Source organism: Salipiger sp. ABF4_146 (genome assembly GCF_056161345.1).
In genome coordinates, this window is record NZ_JBSWYX010000002.1 from 108501 (window position 1) to 121314 (window position 12814).

At 66.0% G+C, this 12814-nt stretch carries 15 protein-coding genes; 3 read left to right on the forward strand and 12 right to left on the reverse strand.

The genetic code is table 11. The annotated features are described in order from the left end of the window. Window positions 1-21: 21 nt before the first annotated feature. Window positions 22-768 (reverse strand): alpha/beta hydrolase, encoded by a 747-nt coding sequence (locus tag ACXAJT_RS03285; protein ID WP_475233000.1) that lies wholly within the window; start codon window positions 766-768, stop codon window positions 22-24. Window positions 769-1142: 374 nt separating this feature from the next. Here ACXAJT_RS03285 and ACXAJT_RS03290 point away from each other — a divergent pair, with 374 nt between their 5' ends. Further along, on the forward strand, window positions 1143-1766 hold the full coding sequence (locus tag ACXAJT_RS03290; RefSeq protein WP_475233002.1) for a hypothetical protein: 624 nt from the start codon (window positions 1143-1145) through the stop codon (window positions 1764-1766). Between the two features lie 93 nt (window positions 1767-1859). On the opposite strand, the gene ACXAJT_RS03295 is transcribed toward ACXAJT_RS03290, so the two are convergent. The 6 genes from ACXAJT_RS03295 to ACXAJT_RS03320 all read right to left on the reverse strand — a co-directional run bounded on the left by ACXAJT_RS03295 (window position 1860) and on the right by ACXAJT_RS03320 (window position 7515). Continuing rightward, entirely contained in the window at window positions 1860-2600 is a 741-nt protein-coding gene (locus tag ACXAJT_RS03295) for a YebC/PmpR family DNA-binding transcriptional regulator (RefSeq protein ID WP_475233005.1), read from the reverse strand. Window positions 2601-2760: 160 nt separating this feature from the next. Beyond that, window positions 2761-4539: an SLC13 family permease gene (locus tag ACXAJT_RS03300; RefSeq protein ID WP_475233007.1), complete on the reverse strand. Its 1779-nt coding sequence runs from the start codon at window positions 4537-4539 to the stop codon at window positions 2761-2763. Next, window positions 4536-5486, reverse strand: coding sequence for a DMT family transporter (locus tag ACXAJT_RS03305; protein WP_475233009.1), 951 nt, complete (start codon window positions 5484-5486; stop codon window positions 4536-4538). Before ACXAJT_RS03305 ends, ACXAJT_RS03300 begins: the two co-directional genes overlap by 4 nt. Next, window positions 5486-6298, reverse strand: coding sequence for a TIGR00282 family metallophosphoesterase (locus ACXAJT_RS03310; RefSeq protein WP_475233013.1), 813 nt, complete (start codon window positions 6296-6298; stop codon window positions 5486-5488). Before ACXAJT_RS03310 ends, ACXAJT_RS03305 begins: the two co-directional genes overlap by 1 nt. 156 nt (window positions 6299-6454) lie before the next feature. Continuing rightward, window positions 6455-7057, reverse strand: coding sequence for a VCBS repeat-containing protein (locus ACXAJT_RS03315; RefSeq protein ID WP_475233015.1), 603 nt, complete (start codon window positions 7055-7057; stop codon window positions 6455-6457). A 134-nt stretch (window positions 7058-7191) separates the two neighbouring features. Next, window positions 7192-7515 carry a 2Fe-2S iron-sulfur cluster-binding protein gene (locus ACXAJT_RS03320; protein ID WP_475233017.1) on the reverse strand — a complete coding sequence of 108 codons (324 nt, stop codon included), beginning with the start codon at window positions 7513-7515 and terminating at the stop codon, window positions 7192-7194. A gap of 238 nt (window positions 7516-7753) precedes the next feature. Between ACXAJT_RS03320 and ACXAJT_RS03325 the strand changes: the two genes are divergently transcribed. Further along, window positions 7754-8281 carry a peptidoglycan-binding domain-containing protein gene (locus ACXAJT_RS03325; protein ID WP_475233020.1) on the forward strand — a complete coding sequence of 176 codons (528 nt, stop codon included), beginning with the start codon at window positions 7754-7756 and terminating at the stop codon, window positions 8279-8281. 239 nt (window positions 8282-8520) lie between these two features. Beyond that, entirely contained in the window at window positions 8521-9075 is a 555-nt protein-coding gene (locus ACXAJT_RS03330; protein ID WP_475233024.1) for a CHAP domain-containing protein, read from the forward strand. A 127-nt stretch (window positions 9076-9202) separates the two neighbouring features. Here ACXAJT_RS03330 and ACXAJT_RS03335 read toward each other — a convergent pair whose 3' ends face one another. The 5 genes from ACXAJT_RS03335 to ACXAJT_RS03355 are packed head-to-tail and all read right to left on the reverse strand — an operon-like array spanning window position 9203 to window position 12691. Then, on the reverse strand, window positions 9203-10042 hold the full coding sequence (locus ACXAJT_RS03335) for a fumarylacetoacetate hydrolase family protein (protein WP_475233026.1): 840 nt from the start codon (window positions 10040-10042) through the stop codon (window positions 9203-9205). A 20-nt stretch (window positions 10043-10062) separates the two neighbouring features. Next, window positions 10063-10809: an SDR family oxidoreductase gene (locus ACXAJT_RS03340; protein ID WP_475233028.1), complete on the reverse strand. Its 747-nt coding sequence runs from the start codon at window positions 10807-10809 to the stop codon at window positions 10063-10065. A gap of 16 nt (window positions 10810-10825) precedes the next feature. Continuing rightward, window positions 10826-12016: a UxaA family hydrolase gene (locus ACXAJT_RS03345; protein ID WP_475233031.1), complete on the reverse strand. Its 1191-nt coding sequence runs from the start codon at window positions 12014-12016 to the stop codon at window positions 10826-10828. Then, the gene (locus ACXAJT_RS03350; RefSeq protein WP_475233033.1) at window positions 12013-12363 is read right to left on the reverse strand and encodes a UxaA family hydrolase; all 351 of its coding nucleotides are present in this window, start codon (window positions 12361-12363) and stop codon (window positions 12013-12015) included. The genes ACXAJT_RS03345 and ACXAJT_RS03350 overlap by 4 nt, the downstream gene beginning before the upstream one ends. Continuing rightward, complete coding sequence (locus ACXAJT_RS03355; RefSeq protein ID WP_475233035.1) at window positions 12356-12691, reverse strand: L-rhamnose mutarotase; 336 nt, start codon at window positions 12689-12691, stop codon at window positions 12356-12358. The genes ACXAJT_RS03350 and ACXAJT_RS03355 overlap by 8 nt, the downstream gene beginning before the upstream one ends. Window positions 12692-12814: the final 123 nt, after the last annotated feature.

Consider the following 12814-nt stretch of genomic DNA (forward strand, 5'->3'; position numbering starts at 1 on the left):
GTCATGGGGTCTGGCGCCTCCTCAGCCGCCGACTTCGGTGATGGAAGCTTCGATCTGTGCAAGGTTCTCGGGCTCGGAAAAGCGGTGATCGGCGCCTTTCACGAGGCTCAGGCGCAGGTCGGGACTGTCGATGTGATCGAGCAGGCGCAGCGCGGTCTCGCGCGTCACGGCCTCGTCCTCGGTGCCCTGCACCAGCCGCACCGGCCACGGCATCGGCAGCGCGCTGCGTAGCACGAGGTTTTCGCGCCCGTCCTCGATCAGCTTGCGGGTGACGGCGTAGGGCTCGCCGTAAGCAGACGGCAGGTAGAGCACGCCCTTTTCCATCACCTCGGCGCGCTCGGCCTCGGAGAACCCGGCCCAGAAGCTGTCTTCCGAGAAATCCGGCGCGGCGGCGATGCCGACAAAACCGCGCACGTCGCTCAGGCGCTGGCTGAGCAGGCAGGCGATCCAGCCACCCATGGACGAGCCGACGAGGATCAGCGGCCCGGAGGTCACATGTTCGATCACCGCCTGCGCGTCCGCCGCCCAATCGCCGATGCAGCCATCCTCGAAGGCGCCGCCGGACTGACCGTGGCCGGAATAATCGAGCCGCAGGAAAGCGCGCCCCCGGGCCTTCGCCCATGCTTCGAGATGCACCGCCTTCGTGCCTTCCATGTCGGACTTGTAGCCCGAGAGGAACACCACCGTCGGGCCCTCTCCGGCGGTGTGCACGTAAGCGAGCCGCGCGCGCGGCGTGTCGAGAAACTGGGTCTGGGGCGTGGTGGTCATGGGCCGTCCGGGATCTTGCGTGTCTTAGGTCTGAATGTTCGGGGTGAACCTGACGCGCGACTGCCGGCGACGCAAGGCCCGGCGGCCGCGTGCGGATGCTTCGGGGGCGGGCAACGACAGCCCAAAGCCTGCCTTAATTTTGCACTTGCGAAATCCTGCCGATCCCAACGCTGCACGGGAACTTACATGGATTACGACAGACCACTGATAAGATTAACTAATAATGCATTCGTGTAACCCAAGAGTCCCGCTGACTTTCTGCGCCAGCCCTAGGTCAGCGGCTTGCACAAACCATGCATGGACAGAGGCGGAAAATTCTTCAAACTTTGGGCACGTATTTGACGACGTAGCCTTTTTTATTTGGAGCATTCATTATGACCGACGCTGTCGCAGCAGCCTTGCACCCGCATACCCCGCATCTCCGCTCGGTTCAGATCGACGGCCACCACATCGTCGACGCCTATGCCGCGGTGCGCCACGATCTCGACGATCTGCTGGCCGGGCACCCCGAGCGCAAGGTCGAGTTCGTTCTGGCCAATGACACCGACCTCGATTGGCACCTTCTGGGCAGCGCGCTGTTCGCTGGCGACTGGGCCGAAGGCGCCAGCCTCTCCGAGCGGATGCGGGCGCATCGCGCCATCGGCGGCGCCATCGAGAACGCCGGCGGCGCCGGGGCCGCGGTTGGCTTCAGCTGCCGCCTGCACGACGACACCGCGGGCGAGCTTGTCGCCTTCTTCGTGCTACTGGCCTGCACCTCTGCCGAGGGCCAGCCGCAAGTGGAGATCTTTGCCGACGTCATGCCGCGCCGGGCGTTCGAAGGGCTGGCGCGTGACGAAGAGGAGATCGTGCACCGCATTGCCGACAAGCTGGAGGCGCGCGATGGGCGCCGCGACGCGGCGCATCTTCACCTTGGCTTCGGCAAGCTTGATCTGTCGCTGACCGCCACGCATTCCGGCGGCGACAAGGGTGTGGTGGAACTGGCGATCAGCTACGCCTAACCGGCTGCGTCACTGCTTTCAGACATGCAAAAAGGGCGGGGTTTCCCCCGCCCTTCGCGTCTCTTCCGGTAGTGCCTTCCGGCGGTGCGGCGCTCAGAGTTGCGCCATCACCTCATCCGAGGCTTCGAAATTGGTGGTGACGCGCTGCACGTCGTCGTCGTCTTCCAGCGCATCGACCAGTTTCATCAGCGACTGCATCGAGTCGAGATCAAGCTCGGTGGTGGTGGTCGGCTTCCAGATCAGCTTGGTGCTCTCCGACTCGCCCAATTCGGCTTCGAGCGCGGTCGCGACGTCGTTCAGATCGGTGTCGGCGCAGTAGATGACGTGGGACTCTTCGTCGCTTTCGACATCCTCGGCCCCGGCTTCGATCGCGGCCATCATGATGGTGTCGGCGTCGCCGGCGTCGGCCTTGTAGATGACCTCGCCCTTACGCTCGAACATGAAGGCGACCGAGCCGGTCTCACCGAGGTTGCCGCCGTTCTTGGTGAAGGTCGAGCGCACGTTGGAGGCGGTACGGTTGCGGTTGTCGGTCATCGCCTCGACGATCACCGCAACACCGTTCGGGCCGTAGCCCTCATAGCGGATTTCCTCGTAGTCCTCGCCGTCGCCACCGATCGCCTTCTTGATGGCGCGTTCGATGTTGTCCTTCGGCATCGACTGGCTCTTGGCTTCCTTGACGGCGAGCCGCAGGCGCGGGTTCTTTTCCGGATCGGGATCGCCCATCTTGGCGGCGATGGTGATCTCTTTGGAGAATTTCGAGAAGAGCTTGGCGCGCACCGCGTCCTGACGGCCCTTGCGGTGCTGGATGTTTGCCCATTTGGAATGGCCGGCCATGTGGACCCCTTGCCTCGTCTATGTAGTGAATGTGGAATATCGCGGTCTCATACCCCAGAGCCCCCCGCCCCCGCAAGCCCGACGCCCCTGTTTTGCAGGGATGCGCGGCACAGGCGACCATCGGAGCGATGTATGCGGAGCAAAGCGCGCGCGCCCCGGTCTACAGCGGAAAAAACAGCGGGATCAGCAGCGCCGAGAGCATGCCGATGCTCAGGTTCAGCGGCACGCCGACTTTCAGAAAGTCGGAGAAGCGGTAGCCGCCGGGGCCGTAGACCAGCGTGTTGGTCTGATAGCCGATGGGCGTGGCGAAGCTGCAGGAGGCCGCCAGCATCACCGCCACCACCAAGGGCCGCGCGTCGATGCCCATGTGCTGCGCCAGCCCGATGGCGATCGGCGTGACCACCACCGCCACAGCGTTGTTGCTGACCGCCTCGGTCAGCACCGAAGTGAGCAGGAACACCGCCCAGATCAGCAGCGGGCCGGGCAAGGCCGAAAGCCATGGCGCAATGGCGTTGACGATCAGTTGCACAGCGCCGGAACTTTCCAGCGCGGCGCCGATGGCCAGCATGGCGAAGATCAGCGCCAGCAGCGGCCCTTCGACAAAGGAAAACGCCTCGTCACTGTCGATGCAGCGGGTGAAAAGCACCACCGCAACGGCGATCACCGCCAGCGCGAGGATCGGCGCGACGCCAAGCGCCGCGAGCAGTACGATGCCCCCCATGGCCCCGATGGCCATAGGCGCATGACCACGACGGAACGCCCGCGCCGAGGGGCGCGAGACGTCGACCAGCGCCATCTCTTCGGCCAGCCGCTGGATATCCTCGGGCGCGCCTTCAAGCAGCAGCGTGTCGCCGACGCGCACCACCAGCTCGTCGATCTTGCGCCCGATGTTCTGGTTCCGCCGGTGCACCGCCAGCGGGTAGACCCCGAAGCGGCGGCGCAAGCGCAGCGCGCCAAGGCTGCGCCCGACCATCTTGCAGCCCGGCGAGATCAGCACCTCGACGGTCGTGGTCTCTTTCGCCGACAGCTGATCGACCCGGCGCAGCGACTTGTTGCGCTGCAAGGACAGCAGCTCGGTCATCTGTGTGCGCAGCACCACGCGGTCGCCGACCTGAAGCTCCACCCCCTCGAGATTGCGGCGCAGCGACTCGTCGCCGCGCACCACGTCCACAAGGCGCACGCCCTCGCGCTTGAACAGCTGCACGCCAAGAACCTCGCGGCCGATGAGATCGCTGTCGGGCGGAATCACCGCCTCGGTGAAGAACTTCATGCGCGAGCGATCCGACAGCATGCCCGCCATCGAATGCCGGTCAGGCAGCAGGAAGCGCCCGACGAGGGTCAGATAGAGCATCCCCCACGCCACGAGGATGATCGCCAGCGGCGTGACCTCGAAGATGCTGAACGGCGCCAGCCCCTGCGCCCGCGCCACACCGTCGACAAGCAGGTTGGTCGAGGTGCCGATAAGCGTGGTGGTGCCGCCGAGGATCGCCGCGTAGCTGAGCGGGATCAGCAGTTTCGAGGGCTGAATCCCCAGCGATTTGGAGATTTGCACGAAGACCGGCAGCATCAGCACCACCACCGGCGTGTTGTTCATGAAGGCCGAGGCGACGATGACCACCAGCATGATCACCGCCATCGCCTTTTTCGGGCGCTGCTGCACCTGCGCTTGGGCGTAGGTCGCAAACGTGTCGAGCGCGCCGGTGCGCACCAGCGCCCCCATCACCACGAACATCGCCGCAATGGTCCAGGGCGCCGGGTTCGACAGCACCGACAGCGCCTGCTGATAGGGCAGCACGCCGGTGGCCAGCAAAAAGGCGGTGCCGCCGATCGCCACCACCTCGGTGGGATAGGTTTCGCGGATGAACAGGACGAACATGGCCAGCACCGTGGCGATCGTCACCCAGGCCTGCGCGGTCTGGCTCAGCTCAAAAATAGTCATGCGGATATATTGCCTGTCGCTGCGCGCTCGGCGCCATTCTTAACGTCTCGCCCGGCGCTTACAAGAAAGCCCCGGGGCCGCGGCTGGACCAGTGCCAAGCCTGCCAACATCATGAGCAGCGCCATCCAGATCGCTTTGGTGTAGGTTTCGCCAAGGAAGAGCATGGCCCAGCAAAGCCCGAAAAGCGTTACCAGATAGGCCACCTGCACCGCAAAGACCGCGCCCGCCGTCGCCACAATCGCCACATAGCCAGCGTAGGCCAGCGCGTGCAGCGCCGAACCGCCTAGGATCGCCAGATCGGGCGCACCCCATGGCGGACGCGGGTCGATGAACTGGCCCATGGCCAGCGCCAGCGGCAGGGCGATCGCCGCTCCCAGCGCCGAGGCCCCAGCCAAAAGCTTCACCGGGTCGAGCCCGCGCATGCCCCAGCGGCCCACCACATTGCCTTCGAGCGCGTAGAACAGCGACGAGATCAGCGCCACGGGGATCCAGCGCGCCATGCCGGGCTCGGGCAGGCTGGTCTGCGGCAGCACCAGCACGATCACCGCGCCCAGCCCCAGCGCCAGCCCGGCGAGCCGTCGCCACGAGAAGCAATCGTTGCCGAAGAGCAGCGCCATGGGAAAGGCGAACATCGGCACCGCCGAAAGCAGGATCGAGATCAGCCCCGACGGCAGATGCACCGCCGCCGTGTAAGAGGAAATGCCCGGCAACAGTGTCCCGGCCAGCGCCACGAAGAGCAGCAGCGGCAGATCGCCCCGCGCAAAGCGCAGGCTCTGGCCGCGCGCCAGCGTCACCGCGCCCAGCAGCAGCGCGCCAAGCGCCAGCTGCCAGAACAGGATGCCCACATGGCGGTAGCCTTCGGAAACGGCGGTCTTGGCCAGCGGCTGGCCCGCGCCCCAGAGTGCGCCGACCAAGATCAGCGCAAGGAAGGGCCAGGCCCGGCGCATCAGGGCCCGGCCTGCTCCAGCCGCCCGCCCTGCCGGACCATGCGCACCGAGGTGGCCTTGCCGGTGCGGTCGTCGGTTTCGACGAGCACTCCCGAGAGCGTCGCCTCGCCAAGTGCCGGCTGAAAGCGGGTCTTGCCCATGCCGGTGACGAAACGGCGCATCGGCTCGGCCTTGTCCATGCCGATCACCGAGTTGTAGTCGCCGCACATGCCCGCGTCGGTCAGGTAGCCGGTGCCGCCCGGAAGGATCTGCGCGTCGCCGGTGGGCACATGGGTGTGGGTGCCGACAACGAGGCTCGCCCGCCCGTCGCAGAAATGCCCCATGCCCATCTTCTCCGAGGTCGCCTCGCAGTGCACGTCGACGAGGATCATCTGCGCCTGCCCGCCCAGCGGATGGCGCCGCAGCACCTCGTCCACCGCCGAGAACGGATCGTCGAAGGCGCGCTTCATGAAGACCTGCCCCAGCACCTGCAGCACCAGCACCTTGCGGCCGCGCCGGTCGGTGAACAGGGACGCGCCGCGCCCCGGCGCCTGCTTGGCGAAGTTGAGCGGGCGGATGATGCGCGGCTCGCTCTCGATGAAGGTCAGCATTTCCTTCTGGTCGAAGGCGTGATCGCCCAGCGTCACCACATCGGCGCCGGCCTCAAACAAAAGCTTGGCATGGGCGCCGGTGATGCCGGTGCCGCTGGAGGCATTCTCGCCATTGACCACGACGAAATCGAGTTTCCAATCGTCGCGCAGCTTCGGGAGGGTCTCGGTGACGGCGGCGCGCCCGGCGCGGCCCATCACATCCCCAAGAAAAAGTGTTCTCATGCCGCCATGGGTACGCCGGGCGGGCGTGAAAGCAAAGCCCCTTTCGCCGTGCCGCGCTGTCCCGGCGGAGGACAGATGGCCGGGTCGGGACGCCTCCGGCGGGCGTATTTGGAAAGAGAAGAAGCGGGGTGGCGGCGACCGGTTCAGGTCTGCCGCTCAGCGGCAGCGCAGCGCCGCCTCTGACGCGGCCACCGACCATGGGCCGAGATCGCGCAGCAGGATCGCCTCGCCTTGCAAACGCGCGGCGACGAGCCTGCCGAAAGTGCCGTCGGCGAGCACCATCTCGGGGCCCGCACCGCAATCACGCATGCCGCCGGGAATGAAATCCCAGCCGATGCGGTGGTTGCTGAGGCCGGGCCGCGCGGCGACCTCACGCAGCAGCGGATCGCCCGGACGGTAGCGCACGACGCGCAGGGTCTTGCGCAGATGCGGGCGATCGACATAGGCCAGTTCCAGAGCCCCGTCGCCGTCGAGATCGGCGACGCCGACCGGCGCGAGCCAACGGTGGCTCTGGCCGATGAAGGGGGTGGCGGCGCGCAGCCCCTGCGGCGTGTAGAGCGCCAGCCGCGCGCCCTTGGCAAGATCGCTTTCCACCACCAGCGCCGCCCGGTCGCCTTCGGGGAGCGCGACGAGGCGCGGCGCGATATCCTCGAAGACGCGGTTCTGCGGCAGTCGGATCAGCGCTGCGCCGCGCGGGCCGTCGAAGCGCAGCGCGCCCCACTCTTGCGCATCGCCGAGCACGCCGTGATCGTACCGCATGGTCGGCTCGGCATAGCTGGCGGTCAGGCGCTCTGCGGCGCGGGCGGCAGCAAGCGGCAGGCACAGCGCCAGTCCGAGGACCGACGCCGCGCGCGAGACACGGCCAAGGCCGCGCCGGGGGCGCGCCGCACGCCTCAGATCTGCTTTTCCGGCATCTGCACGACAAGCCCGTCGAGCGCATCGGTGACCTTCAGCTGGCAGGTCAGGCGCGAGCGCGCGGGATCGGGCTCGAAGGCGAAATCGAGCATGTCTTCTTCCATGTCGTCCCGCGCTGGCAGTTTCTCGACCCAATCGGGGTGCACGTAGACGTGGCAGGTCGAGCAGGCACAGGCGCCGCCGCAATCGGCCTCGATCCCGGGAATGCCATTGTCGCGAGCGCCTTCCATCACGGTCATCCCGGTCGCAACCTCGACAACATGCTCGGTGCCGCCAAACTCGATATAGGTGATCTTCGCCATCGGCCTTGTCTCCATCATTCGTTCGGCGCGTTGTAGCGCCCTGCCGGGGCGCGGGTCCAGAGCCGAGAGGCCCGCATTCCGCGCAGAGAGGGTCAGATCGGCCAAGCGCCCGTGGCACGGGCACCGCGGGTGCCGCGCAAAGCGCCGCGGGCGGCTTTTCCGCCGCTGCGCCGCTTGCTAGGCTCTGGCGCAAAAGACGCCGCCAAAAGACGCCAAAAGACCACGAGAGGCCGAGCCGATGCCCCCGATCCCGCCCCGCTGCGCGGCACCCGCCCTGCTGGCGCTGCTGGCCGCCTGCGCCGCGCCGGCCACCGACCCAGCGCCCGAAGCACCGCTGCCCACCGAGACCGCCCCCGACGGCAGCTGCTGGGCACGCGAGCATGTGCCGGCGATCTACGAGCAGGTCAGCGGCGAGGTCCAGGTGGTGCAGGCCGAGATCGCCGAAGACGGCACGGTGCTGCGCCCGCCTGTCTATCGCCGCACGCAGGTGCCCAAGCTGGTGCGCCCGCGCGGCGAGATGCGGTTCGAGGCGCCCTGCCCGGCGCAGATGACGCCGGAGTTCATCTCTTCGGTGCAGCGGGCCCTGGCGGCGCGCGGCTACTTTAATGGCCCCGTCACCGGCACCATGGATGCCGCCACCCGCACCGCTGTGGCGCGCTATCAGAAGGAGCGCGGGCTGGAGAGCGGCCAAATCTCGCTAGAGACCGCGAAAGCGCTGGGGCTGATTGCCGTGGACCTGTCGGAACTGGACGATCCTGGCGACTGACTCGCGCGGTTGCACTGCCGTGTGAGCCATATCTGACCGCGCTTTGCCCAATATTCGATCACACCTGAGGGCCGCCACCGCCCCACGACGGAACGTAAGAAGAACGGGTGAGCGGAATTTCGCCGGTTCCGACGTGATCACAGTTTCTTCGATTTGTTACAAACATTCGGTTTACCATTCTGCACGAGGCCGCCGCGGCAACAGCGGCGCTGAGCAGAAAAACAAAGACCGAGGGACATATGCGCGTGACAGACGCCACCCCGAAGGCGCGGGCCTTACCGCTTGCCTGCGCGCTTCTTCTGATGCTGACCGCTGCCTGTGCGCAGAAATCCGAGGTTCAGCGCCTTTCCGATCTAGAGCTTGATCCGTCGCGGCAGGACCTTGCGCTGCGCGAGGTCGCCGAGCTGCAGTCGAAGGGCCAACGGGTCTGGTGCGTGCCTTACGCGCGCAACCTCAGCGGCATCAACATCCGCGGCAATGCCGAGACGTGGTGGGGTCAGGCAAAGGACCTCTACAACCGCGGCAAGCAGCCGGCGATCGGGGCGGTGATGGCCTTCAGCTCGTCGCGCAAGATCCCCATGGGCCACGTGGCGGTCGTGTCCGACGTGATCTCGTCGCGCGAAGTTCTGGTGGACCATGCCAATTGGCACCGCAACCAAGTGTCGCTGAAGATGGCGGTGCAGGACGTCTCGCCGAACAATGACTGGTCGCAGGTGCGGCTGGAAAGCAATCCGGGCACCTTCGGCAGCCCCTATGCGGTCAGCGGCTTCATCTATCCCAACCGGATCAACTGAGCCCGTTTCGGCCCCTCCCGAAATAACAAAAAGCGCGAGGCCCCTGCCCCGCGCTTTTGTTTTGTCGACAGGCCATTCTGGCCAAGCGCCATGATGGCGGCAGCCCCGAAGGGCTGCCAGCGCACCCTCAGTCGTCGGCGACGCAGAGCTGCTTTTGGGTGCCGAGCTTTTCGATGCCCAGTTCCACGGTGTCGCCAGCCTTCAGATAGCGCGGCGGCTTGAAGCCAAGACCGACGCCCGGAGGCGTGCCGGTCGAGATGATGTCGCCCGGCTCGAGCGTGAAGAACTGCGACAGGTAGGACACGAGGAAGGGCACGCGGTAGACCATCGTCGCGGTCGACCCGTCCTGCACGCGCTCGCCGTTCACCTCGAGCCACATGCCGAGATTGTCGAAATCGCCCACTTCGTCGGGGGTCACCAGCCACGGGCCGGTCGGACCGAAGTTGTCGGACGACTTGCCCTTCACCCACTGGCCGGCGCGCTCGGCCTGAAACTCGCGCTCGGACACGTCGTTGATCAGGCAAAAGCCCGCGACGTGATCCATCGCGTCCTCTTCCTTGACGTATTTGGCGGTCTTGCCGATGACGAAGCCCAGTTCGACCTCCCAGTCGGTCTTGACCGAATTGCGCGGGATGATGATCGGGTCGTTCGGGCCGCAGATCGCCGAAGTGAACTTGGCGAAGATCACCGGCTCGGGCGGCACGTCCATGCCGCTTTCGGCGGCGTGGTCGGCGTAGTTGAGACCGATGCAGATGAACTTGCGGGTACCGCCGACGCAGGCGCCATAGCGCTGCTCGCCCTCGACCAGCGGCAGCGAGGCCGGCTCGATGGATTTCAGCTTATCAAGATCGGTCAGCACATCGCCAGCGAGGTCGGTGACGTGCGCCGAAAGGTCACGCAGGTTGCCGTCGGCGTCGATCAGGGCGGGTTTTTCGGCGCCGCGGGCGCCGTAACGTGCGAATTTCATGAGGAGGTCCTTCTTAAGTCTTAGGTGGTCCAGCCGCCGTCGATGACGTGCGCCTGACCGGTGGTGAAACCGGATTCGTCGGAGGCGAGATAGGCGACCAGAGCGGCCACCTCGTTGGGGTCGCCGACACGGCCCATCGGCTGTCGCGCGATGAACGCCTCAAGCGCGCTTTCGTAATCGCCGGTGTCGCGCAGGCGCTGGTGCAGCGAAGGGCTGTCGACGGTGCCCGGGCAGATCGCGTTGCAGCGGATGCCCTTGGTCACATAGTCGGCGGCAACGCCTTTGGTCAGACCGACGACGGCGGCCTTGGAGGCCGAATAGACCAGACGGTTGACCGGCCCGGTGATCGGCCCTGCCACGGACGACATGTTGATGATCGAGCCGCCGCCGTTTTCCAGCATCCCCGGCAGAAAGGCGCGGAGCATGCGGAACTGCGCCTTTGCGTTGAGGTCGAAGGCAAAATCCCACTCGTCCTCGGACGCTTCAAGCAAGGTGCCCGCGTGCACCACGCCGGCGCAGTTGAACAGCACGTCGACGGTGCCGGTCTCGGCGGCGAACGCCTTGATCGCCTCGCCATCGAGCACGTTCAGCTTCTTGGCGGTGATGCCGTCGATCTGGCCAAGCTCTTCGAGCGCCGCATCGTTGATGTCGGTGGCGATCACCTCGGCGCCTTCGGCGGCGAAACGCTCGGCCGTCGCGCGGCCGATGCCCTGACCGGCGGCGGTGATCACCGCACGTTTCCCGGCCAGTCTTTGCTGCAGATTCATGACTCCTCCTTTTGCGTCATGCGGCCGGCAGACAGGCCGGACCGATGGGTTCGAAGCTCTTGTAGGTCAGGATGAACTCCCGGTGCCCCAGCGCCTCGGATTTTGTCTGCGCGCCGCCTGCCACGCGGCCCACAAGCTCGAAGATCTCGCGCCCCACCTGCTCGATGCTGCGCGTCCCTTCTATGATGTCTCCGGCATTTACGTCCATGTCATCAGACAAGTTTCTGTAGGTGTCGGGATTGGCGCAGATCTTGATGACCGGAGAGATGGCGGAGCCGACCACCGAGCCGCGCCCGGTGACGAACAGCGACAGATGCGCGCCGCTGGCGATCATCTCGACGATCTCGGCATTGTCCGAAATGTTCGGGAAGCCGAACCGCACCTCGCCGTCGGGCACCACATCCATCAGGTAAAGCCCGCCGCGCGGCGGCACGTCGCCGGGTTTGATCAGGCCGGCAATCGCGCTGTCACCGGATTTGACGTAGGCGCCAAGGCTCTTTTCCTCGATGGTCGACAGCCCGCCCGCCGCATTGCCCGCGGCAAAGCTGCCATAGCCCAGCGTGGCATAATAGCGCTCGGCCTTCTGCACACTTTCGCGCAGCAACTGGCCCAGTTCCGGCGTGGCAGCACGCTCGGCCATGATCTCTTCGCAGCCGATAAGCTCTCCCGTCTCCTCGAAAATGCAGGCGGCGCCCGCCGCGACCAGCAGATCAAAGGCCTTGCCCGCCGCCGGGTTGCCAGAAATGCCCGAGGTGCCATCGGAGCCACCGCAGACGGTACCGATGACCAACTCGTCCAGCCCCATCGACGCGCGCGGCACCTCGGCGACCTGCCCCAGCGCGCCGCGCACCCAGTCGCGGCCCATCTCGACGGTGGATGCGGTGCCGCCCGCCTTCTGGATCACCAGCGTTTTCACCGGGCGGCCCGACGCGGCCACTGCCTGCGAGGCGCGAACCTTGTCAAAGCTCTCGCAGCCAAGGCTTACGAACAGCACCGCACCAACGTTGGGGTGCGTGCACAGCCGCTCCATCATCGTGGCGGCGTACTCATTGGGGAAGCAGCCGGGAAAGCCGATCAGCTGCACGTCGTCGTCGGGGAAGCCCGCAACGATCTTGGAGGCGACGAAATGCGCGCATTCCACCAGATAGGCGACGATCACCGTATTGCGGATGCCCTTGCGCCCGTCCTGTCTGAGCCAGCCGTTCATTGCGCCACCCCCGCCGAGACTCCATCAACGTCCTGCAAAGCATGGGTGGGCGTGTAGGCCGAGCGGATGTTGTGCACATGTACATGCGTGCCTGCCGCGATGGCCTGTGTCGCGATGCCGATGGGCATGCCGTATTTCAGGATGCGGTCGCCCGCGGCAATGTCGTGGCGGGCGATCTTATGCGCCAGCGGGATGACCTGCGCGAGCCGCGCCTCGCCGCTTTCCAGCGGAACGGCGGTGCCTTGTGCCACCGTGGCCCGCGCGACCAGTACGTTGTCCTCCGGGTTGAGCAGAAGGAAGTGGCCGAACATGGAACTGCCGGGCTTGATCATCGCACCCTCAGTCATGGTGAAAGACTTCCTCGGCCTCGGCCCACCATTCGCCCTCGGCGCGGGTGTCCAGCGGCTTTTGCAGCGGCATGCAGCGCGACCACCAGTCCTGCGTGACCGGGTCGGCGGCCATCTTCGCCATATCCGCGTCGAAGTCGTCTCCGACGTATTCGAAATAGGCGAAGAGCAGGTTCTCGGGCTCTTTCAGGAAGATCGAGTAATTGCGGATATTGCAGGCGGAGATCATCTCCAGAACCTGCGGCCATGCAGCGGCGTGCAGGCGTTTGTATTCGTCGATCCCCGCAGGATCGACGGCAATGATCTGGCCGTGACGTTGGGCGCTCATCTGGGTCCTCGGCGACTGGGGCTGACGGGAAGTCCGGTTCTGATTGTCAGGTATATTCATATCCGGAGCTTCTCTTCATATCTAAACTTCAGCCAATCAGCCTGTCAACGCGGCGGGTCGGAG